Raw genomic sequence first — 15,898 nt, 5'->3', positions numbered from 1 at the left:
CTCATCACTCCTAAAGCCCGTTTACAGCGCGCTCGACTACTTCCTCTGGGGTACCTTGCCATAGGTTATGACCACCATCTGCTTCATCTTTTTGCAAATGAATCAAAAATTCGATATTGCCTTTACCACCCTTAATAGGTGAATAATCAACGCCTAAAACGTTGAAGCCGATGTCCAAAGCTTTTTGCATAGTATGTTCAATGACTTGCTTATGAACTTCATGATCATGCACAATACCATGCTTACCCACATTTTCAGGACCAGCTTCAAACTGAGGCTTAATCAAACAAACAGCATCGCATTTATCCTTCAAAATGGCACACATTGGCGGCATGATCAAATCAAGTGAAATAAATGAAACATCGGTCATCGCAAAGTCAGGCAAACCTTGATCAAAATCTTCTGGCTTAGAGTAACGGAAATTTTGCTTTTCCATTACCACAACTCTTGGATCATCGCGGAGTTGCCAAGCGAGCTGATTATAACCAACATCTAATGCATAAACCATCTTGGCACCATTTTGCAATGCTACATCGGTAAAACCACCAGTTGAAGCACCAATATCCAGACAGATCTTATCCTTTAAATCAATATCAAAAACTTTTAAGGCTTTTTCTAATTTAAAACCGCCACGCGAAACATACTTTTTTCCATCATCTTTAACGTAAAACTTTTCGCCTTCTGGAAATTTAGTTCCGCTTTTATCAATTCTTTGATGATTATGATCAGAAACCAGTCCCGCCATAATTGCTCTTTGTGCTGCAGAACGAGAGTGAAAAATTCCTTGTTCTGCTAATAAAATATCCGCTCTTTGCTTTGTCATTTATAACACCTTTTGATATAGATCCAAAAATCCTGCCAAGATTTCACCATTCAGGCCGTGCAAATCATCTTTGGCTTGCTTAATCAAATCCCTTAATTCTTTACGACTCTTGTCAATGCCAAGAAGAGTCAAGGTATTGTTCTTGCCTTCTTCTTGGTCCTTATGCGTTGCTTTACCAGCTTCTTCGCTAGTTTCAACAACATCAACCAGATCATCATAAATTTGATAAGAGCGACCAAAGGCCTTAGCATAGTCAATTAACTTAACTTGTTCAATATCTGTAGCCTTAGCATAAACAGCGGCCATTTCAACACTAGCTTGGATTAAGCAACCGGTTTTTAGCCATTCCATCTTATTGATAAAATCAGCATCCCCAGCAACACTTTCATTATTGGTAGAATCAATATCCAAATATTGACCGCCAACCATACCGTTAGGACCCACTGCTTGCGTAATAATTTTTACCAATTCCGCAGAATTACTGCCTTGGGCAATCCATTGAATTCCGAGTGGCAACAAGGCATCCCCAGCTAAAATTGCTTCAGCTTCGCCCCACTTTTTATGACTGGTCAATTTGCCGCGACGATAATCATCATTATCCATTGCAGGTAAATCATCATGAATCAGTGAATAAGTATGAATTAATTCAATTCCGCAGGCGATTCTAATTTCTGGTTCTTCGATCTTCTTTCCTAAGGCATTTAGTGTAGCTAAGAAAAGAAGTGGTCTAAGGCGCTTGCCACCAGCCATTACTGAATATGACATAGTTTGACTAATCTTTTTGCTATCAACTTCATCAGCTAAGTGCTTAGCTAAATAATCATCAATAACGGGTGTCCAATCATCTTTAAAGTAAGTAAATGCTGTCATTTTTATTCCTCTGGTGCTGATGCGTTGTTAGGATCCAATTTGTGTTCAGTGCCGTCGCTATCAATCAACTTAGCTACAGTTTCTTCGGCACTAGTTAACTTCTTATCCAAGTCACGACTAATTTTTACGCCTTCTTGGAATTGCTTCAATGCATCTTCCAATGGAACATTACCATTTTCAAGATTGGTTACGATTTGTTCCAAATTGTTTAATTGTTCTTCAAAATTATTCTTCTTAGTTGGCATTATTTTCTTCCTCTATTTTTGTAACTGTTGCTTCAACTTGACCGTCTTTGAAATGCAGGTTCAAGCTTTCCAGCTTTTTAACTTGTTTTACTGAACTAACTGTCTTGCCATTAGCATCAGTAGTATAAACAAAACCACGCTCTAAGGTTTTAAGCGGACTGTAGTCATCTAATTGCTGAACGGTCTTGCTAAAGCTGTTGCGCTTGTCTTTTAAGTAGTGCTGCATATTATCAGCCAAACGTTTGGCCAAAAAGCGCTCTTGTTGCTGCATCTGTTGCATCTGCTTATCTGGACTTGCACTAAATAATCTTTGTTTTAACAAAAGATAACTCTGCTTTGAATGATCAACCATATTTTGCATACTGTTATGCAAACTATCCTTTAAGCGATCAACCGTCTCAATTTGCTGGTCATATAAACGCGTTGGTTCACGCATAATAACCGAGTTCTTTACTCGATTCAAGCGATCGCGTTTTTCACGAATAATTGCTTGCATGCTTGAGAATAAGCGACTGCGCAGCTGCTGAATACCGGCTAATTCATCAACCAAATTTGGCGTAGCATACTCAGCGGCGGCAGTTGGCGTAGCAGCTCTGGCATCGGCTACCAGGTCACACAAAGTGGTATCGGTTTCGTGACCAACTGAAGAAATAACCGGCATTGGCATTGCATAAATCTGACGGACCACTTCTTCTTCGTTAAAGGGCCACAAGTCTTCAAGCGAACCACCACCACGGCCAATGATCATGACGTCATACTTATCACCTTGCTCAGCTATTTGATGCATCGCACGTACTAAGGAATCTGCCGCAGTATCACCTTGTACTTGAGCGGGATAAAGGTCGATTTCGGCATGAGGAAAACGGCGGTTAGCAGTGACCATGATATCGTGAATAACCGCACCTGAAGCACTGGTTACAACTGCGATTCGGTCAGGAAAGCGTGGCAGTCTTCTTTTATGATCTTGATTAAACAAGCCTTCTTTAGCAAGCTTGGCCTGCAATTGCTTTAATTGCTCATAAAGTGCACCAAGTCCAGCTGGTTCCATGTTTTCAGCGTAAAACTGATATGAACCTTGAGGGCCATACACGCTGACATAACCAGTAACGTAAACCTTCATCCCTTCTTCCGGTTTAAATTTAACCTTGTCGAAGTATGAACGAAACATTACCACATTAATCTTTGATTTTTCATCCTTTAATGAAAAATACTGGTGTGAATTACGGCGATATCTAAAGTTGGATAATTCACCTTGCAGAAAGACCTTATGTAAGTATGGGTCGTTTTTAAATTTCTGCGTAATATAATAATTTAAATCTGTAACCGTTAAATATTTATTTTCGGCCATTTTGTCTCCTAGTTAATTTAACTACTGCTTCCATTAAGAATTGTACAGTAAGAGGACCTACACCACCAGGGACAGGAGTAATATAGCTGGCTTTTTCTTTAACCGCATCAAAGTCAACGTCGCCGACTAATTTGCCATTAAGATGATTGATACCTACATCAACAACAACGGCGCCATCTTTTACCATGTCAGCCTTAACCAATAACGCTTCACCGGTGGCCGAAACAATGATATCGGCTCTCTTAGTAAGTTCGGCTAAGTTAGTGGTTTCTGAGTGAGCAATCGTTACTGTCGCATTTTGTTCAAGCATTAATGCAGCGAGGGGCTTACCTACAATATTGCTTCTACCAATGACAACAACTTCCTTACCCTTAAGTGGAATTTCATAATGTTTTAAAAGCGCAATAATTCCTTCTGCAGTAGCTGGCTCAATAAAGTGATCTTCCATCCATAGACGACCAATGTTAGCAGGAGTTAAGCCATCAACGTCTTTGTTGGGATCGATTCTTTCCAGCAACTCATCTGCATCAATTTGTTCAGGAGCTGGCAACTGGACCATTACCCCATTTATATTAGGATTCGCATTTAGCTTATCAATTAAGTCTAAAGCTTCTTGTTGTTTAGTATCAGCTGGCATTTGATAAATATCTTGAATAATGCCCATCTTTTCAGCTCTGCGCTTTTTGGTGCGAACATAAATTTTGCTAGCAGGATCATCACCAATATTTATTACGCAAAAATGTGGCGTTATTCCTTCAGCTTTTAAATTCTTAACCTTTTTTTTAAGATTTTCCCCTAATAAATTTGCTAAAGCTTTACCATCGAGAATTTTTCCCATTAACTTTCTCCTTACTGTTAAAAAAATAGCCGGCAAAACTGCCGGCTATTCATCCATTAAACAAAGTTTGCTAACATACCATTAATAAATGGCTTTTCTTTTGGCTCAGCAAATTCGTCACATAAATTCAAAGCTTCATTTACTGCTGCTTTAGGATCAATTTCATCGCTATTTTTGATTTCAAAAAGAGCAACTTCCATAATAGCAACGACAATTTGACTTACACGCTCTAGACGCCAGCCTTTTTTTAGGTGCTCTGACAAAGCAGATTGTAAATCTGCACGATTTTCAAGCACACCTTCGATCAACTTCTTCGAATAGGCAGAAAGCTGTTTTAAATTAAGCGCTGTAACGACTTTAGCTTCAACTTCTTCAGCATTTAAATCTGGCTCTTGATTAGCCAAATAAATGGCTTGCATAGCAACTTTGCGACTTTCGTGTTGGTTCATTATTTCTCTACTTCATCCTCCGGAAACAGCTCTGAGGTAGTTTCCTCAGGATCTTTTTCATCTTCTGGGAAAACTAAACCTACAACGTGTACATTAATTGACTTTAGTTCAAGGTCAGTCATTTGCAATAATTGTGCCTTAAGTTGCTTTTGAATTGCCACACCAACTTTAGGAACATTTACGCCACTTTCAAGATATACGTAAACATCAGCAACTAACTTGTTGTCTTCGTCAACCTTAACATTAACGCCTTTACCATGATCTTCACGGCCAAGAACCCAGTTAAGACCTGATCTTAGACTTCCGCGCATACCTGCAACGCCATCAACTTTTTCAGCAGCAATACCCAAAATAACTTCTAAAACACTTGGATCAATTTTAATTTGTTCGCTGTTTTCTTCGCCACTTAAGAGAATTTTTGAACTATCTGCCATTTCGCTACCTCAAAAACTACTTATTAGCACGTGATACGTAAGTACCGTCAGAAGTGTTAATAGTTAAAACATCGCCTTCGTTAATGAAGAATGGTACGTTAACTACCAAACCAGTTTCCATAGTAGCTGGCTTACCACCACCTGATGAAGTATCACCCTTGATGTTAGGTTCAGTCTTAGCAACCTTCAAATCAACAGTGTTAGGTAATTGAATACCTAAAGTTTCACCATCGTGCATAATTACGCTAACAACCATGTTTTCAAGCAAGTACTTGGATTCATCGCCAATTTGTTCATTTGGAATTGCCAATTGGTCATAAGTTGAAGTATCCATGAATACGTAGCTTGAACCATCGTTGTACAAGTATTGCATTGACTTAGTTTGAATATCTGCAGTTTCAACCTTAGCAGTTGAACGGAAAGTATATTCTTGTACAGCACCAGTTCTCAAGCTCTTAAGCTTTGAACGAACAAAGGCACTACCTTTACCTGGTTTTACATGTTGGAATTCAACAATGCGCCATAAATCATTGTTATATTGAATAGTAAGGCCATTCTTGAATTCATTTACTGAAATCATTGTCATATTAAGTCCCTCATTTCTACAATAATATCTTACCAATCTTAAACGGTTTTGGCTATAACTTCGACCTATTAAAATTACAACTATAAAGAAATTAGTTCATCTTTAGGCAAAGTTGAAAGCGTTTCTGGAGTTTGATCATGAACCAAAATATCATCTTCGATTCTAACCCCACCCTTGTCAGGCAAGTAAATACCTGGTTCAACAGTGTGGACCATGTTGTTAACTAATTTAGTGGTTCTAAATGGCAAAGCTGGCTGACAAAGTTCATGAATTTCTAGACCAATTCCGTGACCAATACCGTGGCCAAAGTATTCGCCATAACCTTGTTCGGTGATGTAATCACGTGCTGCCTTATCAACGTCATGACCGGTATTACCGACAACGGCAGCTTCTATTCCGCGACGTTGTGCTTCATGCACAATATCGTAAATTTTGTGCATTTCAGGATCTACTTCACCTAAGGAAACGGTACGCGTAATATCAGCAGCATAGCCATGGTAAAAACTACCGAAGTCGATGACAATCATGTCACCTTCTTCAATCTCTTTATCGCTGGCCACACCGTGGGCCCAAGCTGAGCGAACACCAGAAGCTATAATTGTATCAAAGTCAGGACCATCTCCGCCATTAACTTTGAATAAATAATCAAGTTTAGCACCAACTGCACGTTCTTTTACGCCTGGTTTGATCATTGGCAAAATTGCCTTAAAGCTTTCCATTGAAATATCGATTGCTTTACGCAATGCGGCAATTTCTAATTCATCCTTAACATTGCGGACACGTTCAACCAATTCCTCGACCATTTCAAAATCGATGTCAGGATTAAGTTCCTTTAACTTAGCAAATTCAGCAGCTGAAACAAATTCGCCTTCAACTAAAACTTTCTTCACATTAAGCTTTTTAAGGGCCTTAGTAAGTTCTTCGTAATCACTGGAGTGTTTCATAACAACATCCATTTCACCTGGAGCTTGGGCCTTAATTTGTCCTGCAAAGCGTGAATCTGACAAAAGAGTACGTTCACCTGCGGCAGTTAAAATAAGTTGAGCTTCTTCACCGGTAAAATTGGTGAGATAACGATAATTAGCTTGATTAAAGATGATCATTGCATCGGCATCGTGCTCTTTAATCAAGTCTGTAACATGATTAATTCGGTTATTAATCAATGATAATAATTGTTGCTTTTCTTCCATAATCAGAACCTTCTTTGCATAGTATAATTTGAATCTATTATACTAGAATTTCAACTCTAATACTTGAAAAAGGTTACAAAAAAGACGAATGGTCTTAACCATTCGTCTCCTTAATTATCTTCTGAATTACTTAGCTTCTTCAGCTGGGTATACAGAAACTTGCTTCTTGAACTTGCCAAGACGTTCAAACTTAACAACGCCGTTAACAAGTGCAAATAAAGTGTCGTCTCCACCTTGACCTACGTTCTTGCCTGGGTGAATCTTAGTACCACGTTGACGGTAAATAATTGAACCTGCGTGGATTGATTGACCGTCACCAGCCTTAGCGCCTAAACGACGACCAGCTGAGTTACGACCGTTGGCAGTAGAACCGCCACCCTTGTGGTGGGCAAATAATTTCATACCTAAAATATTCATAATCATTTCACCTCTGAAAATTAAGCTTCAATCTTTTCAACTGTAACCTTAGTGTAAGGTTGACGGTGACCATACTTGCTGTGTGAGTGCTTCTTAGGCTTGTACTTGAAAGTTACAACTTTCTTTTCCTTACCTTGCTTTTCAACTTTAGCAGTTACCTTAGCACCATCTACTAATGGAGTACCAACCTTAACGTCGTCACCATTAGCTACAAGGATAACTTCGTCAAAAGTTACTTCGCTGCCTTCTTCAGCATCAAGCTTTTCTACAAATACGCTGTCGCCTTCTGCAACTTTGTATTGCTTACCACCGGTCTTAATAATTGCGTACATTTGTACACCTCCGAAAAAATACTTAGACTCGCCGAACTGAGGTGCTTCTTACTCAAGAAGACTTCTAACCCCAAGCCGTGCGGTTGCAGATGTGGAGGTCCCCACAAATACAACTCTTATATAATACAACGGTTTTCAGCGGATAGCAATAATTTACTATAAATTACTTAGTCTCTGCTTCTTTATATTCAATGGATTGTGTTCCTTCATAAGCTGGCAAGCCATTTTCAGCCCGATAAAGTGCACGTTCAAAAGAACGATATCCTTTAGATGAAGAAACAGCAAATTTCACGCCATATTTTGAGGCAAATTCTTGGATGTTCCAAGTTGCATCGTGAGCGGCATATGCGGTCATCAGGATCACGATATCAAGATCCTTGATTTGCCGCTCCATGATCTTCTTTTTGCCTTCAAAAGCATCAATTGGAATAGGAATACCATTGTATCTAGTAACGATGCCTTCGAGAATACCTTCATTTTGGTTGTTACCAATCGCAATGCCGACTCTTTGATAGTGCAGATTCATGTCCAGCTTGGTTAATTCTTCCGCGTTATCCTTCTTGGATTTGTCTTTCTTCTTATAAGATAAATCAGACTTCTTTGGCGGATCTACTTGATAAATCCAGCGAATTTGAACGGCATCACTTGGATTCTTCTTAATTCTCACATCCCCTGTGTACCAGGCAAGATCTACAATCGAACCATCTTCGAGGTGAATATTTTCGCCTTGATAATAACTAGAGTCAACCGGAATAGTTACTTCTTTGCCACGAATGCGCAGTTTTTCACCCTTAATATTGCGCGTAATTGCTAACTGGCCAGTCTTTCCTTGAACTACCGCATAACGGAACTCTTCAATTGGATCGTAATCACGTGCGCGCAATTTGCGATAACCAACCACACGCAGCACTTCTGCTTCATAGTTTGGATTGTCCTTATCTTCTAAGGCTTCGACAATATCGCCACTCTTTAAGTTCAAGGAGTGTATTTGTGATTCCTTGATTCTAAAAACAATTTGACCATTATCATTAATCAAATTGCATCCCGAAAGAGTCCGAATAACTGTGTAACGTCTTCCCTTACGATAGTCACGCTTAGGTTCTTCCTTAGGCTTTAAGGCGTCTTCAAAGATTTTCTTGTTAACTGCTTCTGTTGTAGTCTTAGACTTCTGAATGGCCTGGTCAAGTTTGCCGAGTACATTACCATAACGTTTGCCCACGCCAGGAACAAAAGTAATCTTGTGCAAGGCTTCAAGTGACTTCTTCTTAGCAGCCTCATCACCAGGTGTTTCAATTAATTCAGTCAAGCCCATCAATAATTGCTTAAATTGCTTTAAATCTGCGTTTCTTTGTGCGATTGATTGTGTGTTAGCCATCTTCTTAGGCTTAGGAGCTTCCTTTTTAAGTGCCGCTTTTCCAGCTGTGCCACCTTCTGCCATAGCAAGAATTGCCTTAATTGCGTTTAAACTATTGGCTAAGCTTTTATCATCTGCGTCAGTTTTATTTAAAATAATTTTGATATTATTTCGATAATCGTACATAGTTTCACCACTTTTCCCAAATTTACATCCTATCTATTATATGCTTACTTTTAATAATTAAAACTAAAATATAAAGTTATCAGTTGTATTTTAAGCTTAATCTAACTATAATTTAACGAAAAAGCACTTTAAAAATATGAGGAGGCATTTTTATGACTAAAACTCGTCCAGAAGACTTGGATTGGAACAAGCTTGGCTTCAAATATCATGACTTACCCTATCGCTGGGTAGATGAATTTAAAGATGGTAAATGGCAAGGCGGTCATTTGACGCAAGACTCTACTATCACTTTTAATGAAGCAGCTGAAGAACTCCACTACGGTCAGGAAATCTTTGAAGGTTTAAAGGCCTACCGCAGAAAAGATGGCGGCATTAACTTATTTAGACCTGACCAAAATGCCAAAAGAATGGCAAATTCTGCTAAGCGTCTTTTGATGGAGCCTTATCCAGAAGATGAATTCATTAAAGCAGTTAAAGAAGTCGTTTTAGCCAACCAAGATTTCGTCCCTCCTTACGGCTCAGGTGGTACGCTCTACCTTCGTCCATTTATGATGGGAACTCAGCCAATTGTCGGCGTTTCACCCTCTGAAACTTATCAATTCAGAATTTATGCCACTCCCGTTGGCGCCTATATTAAAGGTTTGAAACCAATGCCATATGAGGTCAGCGACTACGATCGTGCTGCACCATTTGGTACTGGACAAGCAAAAACTGCCGGCAACTACGCCAGCAGCTTGATGCCATCATTGATTGCCAAAAAGAATGGTTTTGCCGATGCCCTTTACCTTGATCCAAAAGATCACAAATATATCGATGAATTCGGCGGTGCGAACTTCTATGGCATTACTAAAGATGGCCAATTCCAAACACCAAAATCAGACTCAATTTTACCTTCAATTACCAAACGCTCTATCTTAAAGATTGCTAAAGACTTAGATCTTGATCCAGTCGAAACTAAGATTCCAATCGAGGACGTCGATCGCTTCGCAGAAGCTGGCGCAATGGGGACAGCTGCTGTAATTTCACCAGTCGGCTCACTCACTTATCAAGGTAAAAAGTACGTCTTTGGTAGTGAAACTGAAGCTGGTCCGATCACCCAAAAACTGTATGATACTTTAACTGGCATTCAATTTGGCGATCTTGAAGACAAATATGGTTGGACTGTTAAATTAAGTTAAACAAAAATAAGCAAAGAAAAATGATCTTCTACCAAAATAGAAGATCATTTTTTGTTTAGGCTCTCCATTCGCCGCCTTGGCCGTATGAATGCTTACCTAATTCATTGATGATTACGTGGATGTGTTCCTTAGGAGCACCAGTATTCTTGTGAACTGCTTCGGTAACGTCCTTCATCAAATTAGTGATTTGTTCGTCTGAACGCCCTTTAATTAATTCAATATGTACAAATGGCATAATATTCAACTCCCTATCTTTATGAATTTGCTTCAATTATAGCAGAAAATTAACCAAAAACTTCGGCTGCAGCTAGAATTTCGAGCTTTGATTCATCTACTTTATCTCGAACATATGCATCAAATAAGCGATTACGATACTTATCAGTTTTCAAATTAAAATTAAGCGTCCAGGCTCCCAAAAAAAGCCAGTAAACTAAGAACCTCCTTTTTCATATCTATCCTCAATTTTTCTTCAAAAAATCGGTAATCAAGCGGTTAGCACGCGTCACATATTTACCCTTAAAGTCATGACCAGCATGCTTGAAAATATATAATTTCGAATGCTTAAACTTCTTATTAGCCTTCTCTGAATATGTTTCAGGCACAATGATATCGTCTGTACCATGCATGATCAGTACAGGACCATTGTATTTAGTGGCGGATTTTAACAAGTCATAATTAAACAGTTTAGCAAAGTAATTCTTACCCACTGTAAAACCAAACAGATTCAACGTATCAGGCACGCGATTAATTGATTTAAAGGCAACCTGCGCATAATCAGTAATTGAAAATGCAGGGTAAAGCAAAATTAATGACTTAACTTCTTTTGGATATTTAGAAGCAAGCATCGCGGAAACGGCCCCGCCCTGGCTTTCACCTAACAGCGATACCTGATAGCGATCAACATCGCTTCTATTTCTAACTGCATTTAAAACTGTCTTTAGATTTTGCTCCTCCGTAAAAATCGACATATTCAATTGACCAACGCCTGTGCTGCAGCCATTTTTGGCACCACCAGGATAATCAAAAGCATAAGCGACATAACCCTGACCTGCCAAATATTGTGCATATTTAGTTACATCACGGTAGTTGCCAGCTAAGCCGTGCGATAAAATGACCGCCTTTTTCTTACCTGGTAAATTTTGGGGCAAGTACAATCGACCATAAATATTGACGCCATCTTGATTGATATTCCAATCTTGCTCCAATACTTGATATTTCTTTTGGGGCAAGCTCTCCCTTGTTTTATTTCGCTTAACTGTTTTTACTGATGAATCTGAATTAGTATTATTTTTATTCATCGTGCATCCCGTCAACGCGAATGCCAAGCTAAGCAAAACTAATGTTGCTAATTTTTTCAAAATTTATTTCACCTTAATTAAAAAAATACCTAAGCGTTGCTTAGGTACTTTTATTATACAAAAAAAGCGCGCGCATATTCACTCGCGCTAAATAGATATTTATCTTTTTTTAGAAATTAGCTGACTTAACGTATAAGCCCTTACCAATACGGTAGTAGTACTTACCGTTAATGTTAAAGCGTGAACCGTAAGTCTTAACTGGAGTACCTTTTCTCAAAACTCTCCAGTTTGCACGTCTTCCTGCGTGGTTGTAGATATAAGCATTGCGTCTCATAACACGTGAGTTACCTAAAACGTTGCTTGCCATTACATAACGGTCATTGCCAACCTTAAGAGCAGTCTTGCCATTATCCAAAGTTACAGTTGAGCCGTAGTATTGAATGCCGTAGTAAGCTGCGTAGTAGCCACTTTGACGTTCACCCTTCTTGTTGTAAATGTAGGCCTTCTTCATTACGTAAGCAGAAGTTGCTGGTTCAGTTGGAGTTGAATCAGTCTTATTGTCAGTAGATGAAGAATTTGAGTTATTAGTAGTATTTGAATTACTGCTTGAAGGAGCTTGTGAAACAGCACCGTTGTTAGAAGTTACATTACCGTTAATTGATAATGGAAGAACAGCAACGTTACCATCAACGCTTAGTCCGCGCCAGTTATCAGTAAATTGCCAAATTGATACACCGTCCATTGATGGGAAGTAATTAAAGTTAGGATTATCAATTCTACCTGAAATAGCATATGAAGCTACCCATAATGAGTTAGGGTACTCAGCAATTACGCTGCTGGTATCAATGTTGTTTTGCAAAACTGATGAACTTGCGTAAAGAAGTGGTTGGTAACCAGCTGCCTTGATTGTGTCCATGAATGCAATGATTGCGTTAGCAGTTGGCGTCTTACCACCATAAATGTTGTTGCCTTGGCCAGTTTCATAGTCACAAGCAATATATGAACCCTTTGGTAAACCAAATGCTTGCGCTGCCTTAACAGCATAGTTTGCTTCTGCTACAGCAGCACTTGAGTTAGAACTAAAAGTAGCAAAGTGGTATGCCATTGGCATCATATTGTTAGAAATAGCTGTAGAAATTTGGCTTGAAGCCTTAGGGTTACGGTATGAAGTACCTTCACTTACCTTAACGATAGCAAATTGTGCACCTGCTTGAGCATGACTTGATAAGTCAGCATTTTGGTAACTGGCAACGTCCACACCAAGTGAACGTGCTGCAACAGATGTAGCTGATGCTTGAACAGTAATTTGTGGTCGATTAATTTGAGTTACTGCCACTCCCGCAGTTTCTAATACGGTTGCACATGCCAATTTAATAATTAATTTTTTGGTTGTAGTCAATCTTCTCGTCCTCCACTATGTGAAAAAATTCAAATTCACACTTGTTGATCTTCCTAGTAATACGAAATCAAATTTAGGATAAGCTCGTTTGAGATTTTAGTCAATAGATTCGCTCTAGATGTAAGGTTAGCTTAATCTTTGTCATAATTTTGTATCATACAAGGCCAAAAGCTTTACAGCCAAGTTTCTTCATAAATATTTTCTCTAAAACCACAAGTTAAATGATCATCGCCGACAACAAGCGGACGCTTAATCAGTTTGCCATCTTTGGACATCATCTCGGCAGCTTCTTCAATCGTCATATCAGGAATTTTGTCCTTTAATTTCTGCTGGCGGTAATGTTGACCAGATGTATTGAAAAAGTATCTTAAACCGCGATCTTGATACTTAGTCATCCACTTAATCAAGTCTTCTTTTTTAGGTGGCTGTTCAACTAAATCTTGGAACTCATACTTTACGCCATGATCGTCTAACCACTTTTGCGCTTTCTTTGAAGTAGAACAACGTTTATAACCATAAAATTTAATCATATTAATCCTTCTTCATGTGTTCTCTAAAGAATTCAAGTTCTTCATCGTTAGCAATATCGGCTAATTCATCCTTTTGATTTACGAAAAAGACATGGCCACGAGGATGATCTTTATCGCCATATGATTTACAAATTGCATGCACGCCGCGACCTAATAAGAAGCCAAATAAAGTAAACTGCATATCATGCAAGAAATCATTATTTGAAGTAATTAAGAATGTTGGCAAGAAATTAGAGTTAATATACTTTTCAACGTCAAGTTGTTCGTGATACTTATCAACTGCTTTAGGAATGAAGTAAAGACTCTCAAGACCATCAAGACTTTCGGGAGTTAAAACAAATGAAGCAGCACAGTTAAGTCCAACTGCTCTAAACTTTAAGTTAAGCGGCTTGTATGGGAACAATTTGGCATAGTCTGGATTAGTCAAAATCGTTACATATTGTTCAGCCATTTGACCACCGGCACTGTCGCCAACGATGAAGACATTGTTTCTATCTAAACGATATTCTTCTGCATGGTCATCGACCCAGTGCATGTAACGGTCGACATCGTCCAACTCATCAGGAAATTCGGCGTTTTCTGGGGCAAGGCGGTAGTTAGGGTTAATGAAGGCAAAACCATGCTTAGCCAGATTCATGCCGTAATATTGGTAAGTTTCTTTGGTGCCGTAAACCCAACCACCACCGTGGATATTGATGATGACAGGAAATGGCTCATCAGTCTTTTTAGGCAGATAAACATCTAAGGTATGCCATTTGTCTGAGCCGTATGATAAGTCATCGATCCGTTCAACCTCGGGAATATCATGTGGCAAATCTTTGTCACGTTCGTCGTCGCTCTTTTTGCATCTCGCACGATACTCTGTGACAAACTTTTTAAGTCTCTGTGAAAGTTCCATAATGCTTCTCTTTTCTATTATTTATTGATCACACTTTAATTATACTTGCTTTAAAATAAAAACCCGGATTTAAAATAAAAAAATAATTTTTTTAAAATATCCCTTGCATTTTAAATGGGTATTCCCTATAATAGTTTATGTTCTGTTGAGGACATACAAACATACAGATGGTCTGGTAGCTCAGCTGGATAGAGCAACAGTCTTCTAAACTGTGGGTCGTGGGTTCGAATCTCACCCGGATCACCAAAGTAGCAACGCTTGTGTGCGTTGCTTTTTTGTTGCAAAAAATAGGCCAAAGAAAAATGCCGATAATCTTTGCTTTACGCTTTGATTGTCGGCATTTTTTATCTAGTTAAACAGATTTCATGATCAAAGATCTTCTGCATCTCATCATTAAAATTATGTGCGATAAACACAATCGTGGCATCGGTTTTAACTAATCGTTTCAAAATTCTCATTGTTGCAGCTTGGTCAATTGCACTTGTTCCTTCATCAATCAAGATTAGCTTACTATCATGAACCTTACTACGAGCTAAAACTATTTTTTGCCTTTGACCACCTGAAACGTTTAATTTATTCAAATCAATTTCTGTTTCAATTCCATCTGGAAACTTCGATACGTCACTAGCTAGCTGCACATCGTCAATTGCTCCAGAAACAAATTGTTCTAGTTTATCATTAAACATTGTAATATTCTCGGCAATCGTCGCTGGGAACAGCACTGGAAATTGTGGCAAATAACCAATTTCGGCTAAATCTGGCTTAACTACTTTCCCACTCTCATCAAAGTATTCAATTTCACCACGAGTGGCTTTTTCTTCGCCTAAAATCAACTTAAATAAAGTACTCTTGCCAGAACCAGAGTCACCAGTAAGTAAGACCTTTTCACCAGCATTAACTTGAATATCAGGGAAAGCTACTTCTTCACCGTTCTTAAATTTGATAGCTAAACCTTTAGTTGAAAACGACACTGGCTGTTTCAAATCAACCGATTTTCCATCAATGATCTTTTTCCTGGCCTGTAAAATTTGCTTACGCAAATCCTTAGTTGCCTTCATTCGACCGCCATAATCAGCTATTCCTTGAAGCGAAGCAAACATCGCTGAACTAAAGTTACCAATACTTGCAATTAAACCAAAAGCAGCCCAATTATTAACCACCAAAAATCCAGTTAACAGGAAAATCAATGCATCCCCAACTGAATAAGCTAATTGATTTAAATAGTCCAGTTTTTGATCTACCTTTTGTTTTTCAACGTTAGCATTTTCCAATTTACCTGAACTCTTAGCAATCACGTCGAACAACTTTTGTCCTGCTAAATATCTGCGCAGTTCTGAAAGACCAATGAGCCAATCACCCAATGTCTTCAGATACTTTTTATTTGCATCAGATACTAGACTGGTAACCTTCTGTAATTGCTTATCCATCAGTTTAGGCAAATAAATCTGCACTGCCGCAAAAATTAAACACGCAAGAAGTAAGCTCCATTGAAATGTAAACAGTGTAAGGGCTACGCTAAATAC

The 15,898-nt window shown here is 38.7% G+C and carries 20 protein-coding genes, 1 tRNA gene and 1 other annotated feature; of the genes, 2 read left to right on the top strand and 19 right to left on the bottom strand.

Features of this window, described 5'->3' with window-relative positions; genetic code table 11:
• Nucleotides 1-10: 10 nt before the first annotated feature.
• The 12 genes from WS44_RS00105 to WS44_RS00050 all read right to left on the bottom strand — a co-directional run bounded on the left by WS44_RS00105 (nt 11) and on the right by WS44_RS00050 (nt 9,072).
• The gene (locus WS44_RS00105) at nt 11-823 is read right to left on the bottom strand and encodes a TlyA family RNA methyltransferase (RefSeq protein ID WP_013438198.1); all 813 of its coding nucleotides are present in this window, start codon (nt 821-823) and stop codon (nt 11-13) included.
• Entirely contained in the window at nt 824-1,693 is an 870-nt protein-coding gene (locus tag WS44_RS00100; protein WP_013642177.1) for a polyprenyl synthetase family protein, read from the bottom strand.
• A 2-nt stretch (nt 1,694-1,695) separates the two neighbouring features.
• The gene (locus tag WS44_RS00095; protein ID WP_007125351.1) at nt 1,696-1,938 is read right to left on the bottom strand and encodes an exodeoxyribonuclease VII small subunit; all 243 of its coding nucleotides are present in this window, start codon (nt 1,936-1,938) and stop codon (nt 1,696-1,698) included.
• The gene (xseA, locus tag WS44_RS00090) at nt 1,928-3,286 is read right to left on the bottom strand and encodes an exodeoxyribonuclease VII large subunit (protein ID WP_046432359.1); all 1,359 of its coding nucleotides are present in this window, start codon (nt 3,284-3,286) and stop codon (nt 1,928-1,930) included. Before xseA ends, WS44_RS00095 begins: the two co-directional genes overlap by 11 nt.
• On the bottom strand, nt 3,273-4,124 hold the full coding sequence (locus WS44_RS00085; RefSeq protein ID WP_046432357.1) for a bifunctional methylenetetrahydrofolate dehydrogenase/methenyltetrahydrofolate cyclohydrolase: 852 nt from the start codon (nt 4,122-4,124) through the stop codon (nt 3,273-3,275). The genes xseA and WS44_RS00085 overlap by 14 nt, the downstream gene beginning before the upstream one ends.
• A 56-nt stretch (nt 4,125-4,180) precedes the next feature.
• Nucleotides 4,181-4,573 carry a transcription antitermination factor NusB gene (nusB, locus tag WS44_RS00080; protein ID WP_013438202.1) on the bottom strand — a complete coding sequence of 131 codons (393 nt, stop codon included), beginning with the start codon at nt 4,571-4,573 and terminating at the stop codon, nt 4,181-4,183.
• A complete protein-coding gene (locus tag WS44_RS00075; RefSeq protein ID WP_013438203.1) occupies nt 4,573-5,007 on the bottom strand; it encodes an Asp23/Gls24 family envelope stress response protein in 435 nt (144 codons plus the stop codon). Before WS44_RS00075 ends, nusB begins: the two co-directional genes overlap by 1 nt.
• A gap of 16 nt (nt 5,008-5,023) precedes the next feature.
• Nucleotides 5,024-5,593, bottom strand: coding sequence for an elongation factor P (efp, locus tag WS44_RS00070; RefSeq protein ID WP_013438204.1), 570 nt, complete (start codon nt 5,591-5,593; stop codon nt 5,024-5,026).
• 80 nt (nt 5,594-5,673) lie between these two features.
• A complete protein-coding gene (locus WS44_RS00065) occupies nt 5,674-6,783 on the bottom strand; it encodes a Xaa-Pro peptidase family protein (RefSeq protein WP_013438205.1) in 1,110 nt (369 codons plus the stop codon).
• A gap of 126 nt (nt 6,784-6,909) precedes the next feature.
• Nucleotides 6,910-7,200, bottom strand: coding sequence for a 50S ribosomal protein L27 (rpmA, locus tag WS44_RS00060; RefSeq protein ID WP_013438206.1), 291 nt, complete (start codon nt 7,198-7,200; stop codon nt 6,910-6,912).
• A 20-nt stretch (nt 7,201-7,220) separates the two neighbouring features.
• Nucleotides 7,221-7,532, bottom strand: coding sequence for a 50S ribosomal protein L21 (rplU, locus tag WS44_RS00055; RefSeq protein WP_013642181.1), 312 nt, complete (start codon nt 7,530-7,532; stop codon nt 7,221-7,223).
• Nucleotides 7,533-7,546: 14 nt separating this feature from the next.
• Nucleotides 7,547-7,627 (bottom strand) — a sequence feature (ribosomal protein L21 leader region).
• A gap of 68 nt (nt 7,628-7,695) precedes the next feature.
• A complete protein-coding gene (locus WS44_RS00050; RefSeq protein WP_013642182.1) occupies nt 7,696-9,072 on the bottom strand; it encodes a DUF2325 domain-containing protein in 1,377 nt (458 codons plus the stop codon).
• Nucleotides 9,073-9,224: 152 nt separating this feature from the next.
• On the opposite strand from WS44_RS00050, the gene WS44_RS00045 reads away from it, so the two are divergent.
• Nucleotides 9,225-10,250 (top strand): branched-chain amino acid aminotransferase, encoded by a 1,026-nt coding sequence (locus tag WS44_RS00045; protein WP_013438209.1) that lies wholly within the window; start codon nt 9,225-9,227, stop codon nt 10,248-10,250.
• Nucleotides 10,251-10,305: 55 nt separating this feature from the next.
• Here the strand turns inward: WS44_RS00045 and WS44_RS00040 are convergent, their stop codons facing one another.
• The 6 genes from WS44_RS00040 to WS44_RS00015 all read right to left on the bottom strand — a co-directional run bounded on the left by WS44_RS00040 (nt 10,306) and on the right by WS44_RS00015 (nt 14,375).
• On the bottom strand, nt 10,306-10,485 hold the full coding sequence (locus tag WS44_RS00040; protein WP_003547962.1) for a 2-hydroxymuconate tautomerase: 180 nt from the start codon (nt 10,483-10,485) through the stop codon (nt 10,306-10,308).
• Between the two features lie 49 nt (nt 10,486-10,534).
• Nucleotides 10,535-10,639 (bottom strand): aminoglycoside phosphotransferase, encoded by a 105-nt coding sequence (locus WS44_RS00035; protein ID WP_136860132.1) that lies wholly within the window; start codon nt 10,637-10,639, stop codon nt 10,535-10,537.
• 69 nt (nt 10,640-10,708) lie between these two features.
• Nucleotides 10,709-11,548 (bottom strand): alpha/beta fold hydrolase, encoded by an 840-nt coding sequence (locus WS44_RS00030; RefSeq protein WP_013438211.1) that lies wholly within the window; start codon nt 11,546-11,548, stop codon nt 10,709-10,711.
• A 169-nt stretch (nt 11,549-11,717) separates the two neighbouring features.
• Entirely contained in the window at nt 11,718-12,947 is a 1,230-nt protein-coding gene (locus WS44_RS00025; RefSeq protein ID WP_046432343.1) for a GH25 family lysozyme, read from the bottom strand.
• 173 nt (nt 12,948-13,120) lie between these two features.
• Nucleotides 13,121-13,477: an arsenate reductase family protein gene (locus tag WS44_RS00020; protein ID WP_013642185.1), complete on the bottom strand. Its 357-nt coding sequence runs from the start codon at nt 13,475-13,477 to the stop codon at nt 13,121-13,123.
• A 1-nt stretch (nt 13,478) separates the two neighbouring features.
• Nucleotides 13,479-14,375, bottom strand: a complete 897-nt coding sequence (locus WS44_RS00015) for an alpha/beta hydrolase (RefSeq protein ID WP_013642186.1) — start codon at nt 14,373-14,375, stop codon at nt 13,479-13,481.
• Between the two features lie 169 nt (nt 14,376-14,544).
• Between WS44_RS00015 and WS44_RS00010 the strand changes: the two genes are divergently transcribed.
• Nucleotides 14,545-14,621 (top strand) — tRNA-Arg (locus tag WS44_RS00010).
• 98 nt (nt 14,622-14,719) lie between these two features.
• Here WS44_RS00010 and WS44_RS00005 read toward each other — a convergent pair.
• Nucleotides 14,720-15,898 (bottom strand): ABC transporter ATP-binding protein (locus WS44_RS00005; RefSeq protein ID WP_046432336.1); only part of this gene is annotated, 1,179 nt, incomplete at its 5' end.

The organism is Lactobacillus sp. N54.MGS-719, assembly GCF_000980505.1.
Lineage (GTDB): Bacteria > Bacillota > Bacilli > Lactobacillales > Lactobacillaceae > Lactobacillus > Lactobacillus amylovorus.
The sequence above is the reverse complement of the archived record's forward strand: the minus strand, read 5'-3'. Positions and strand labels throughout refer to the sequence as shown.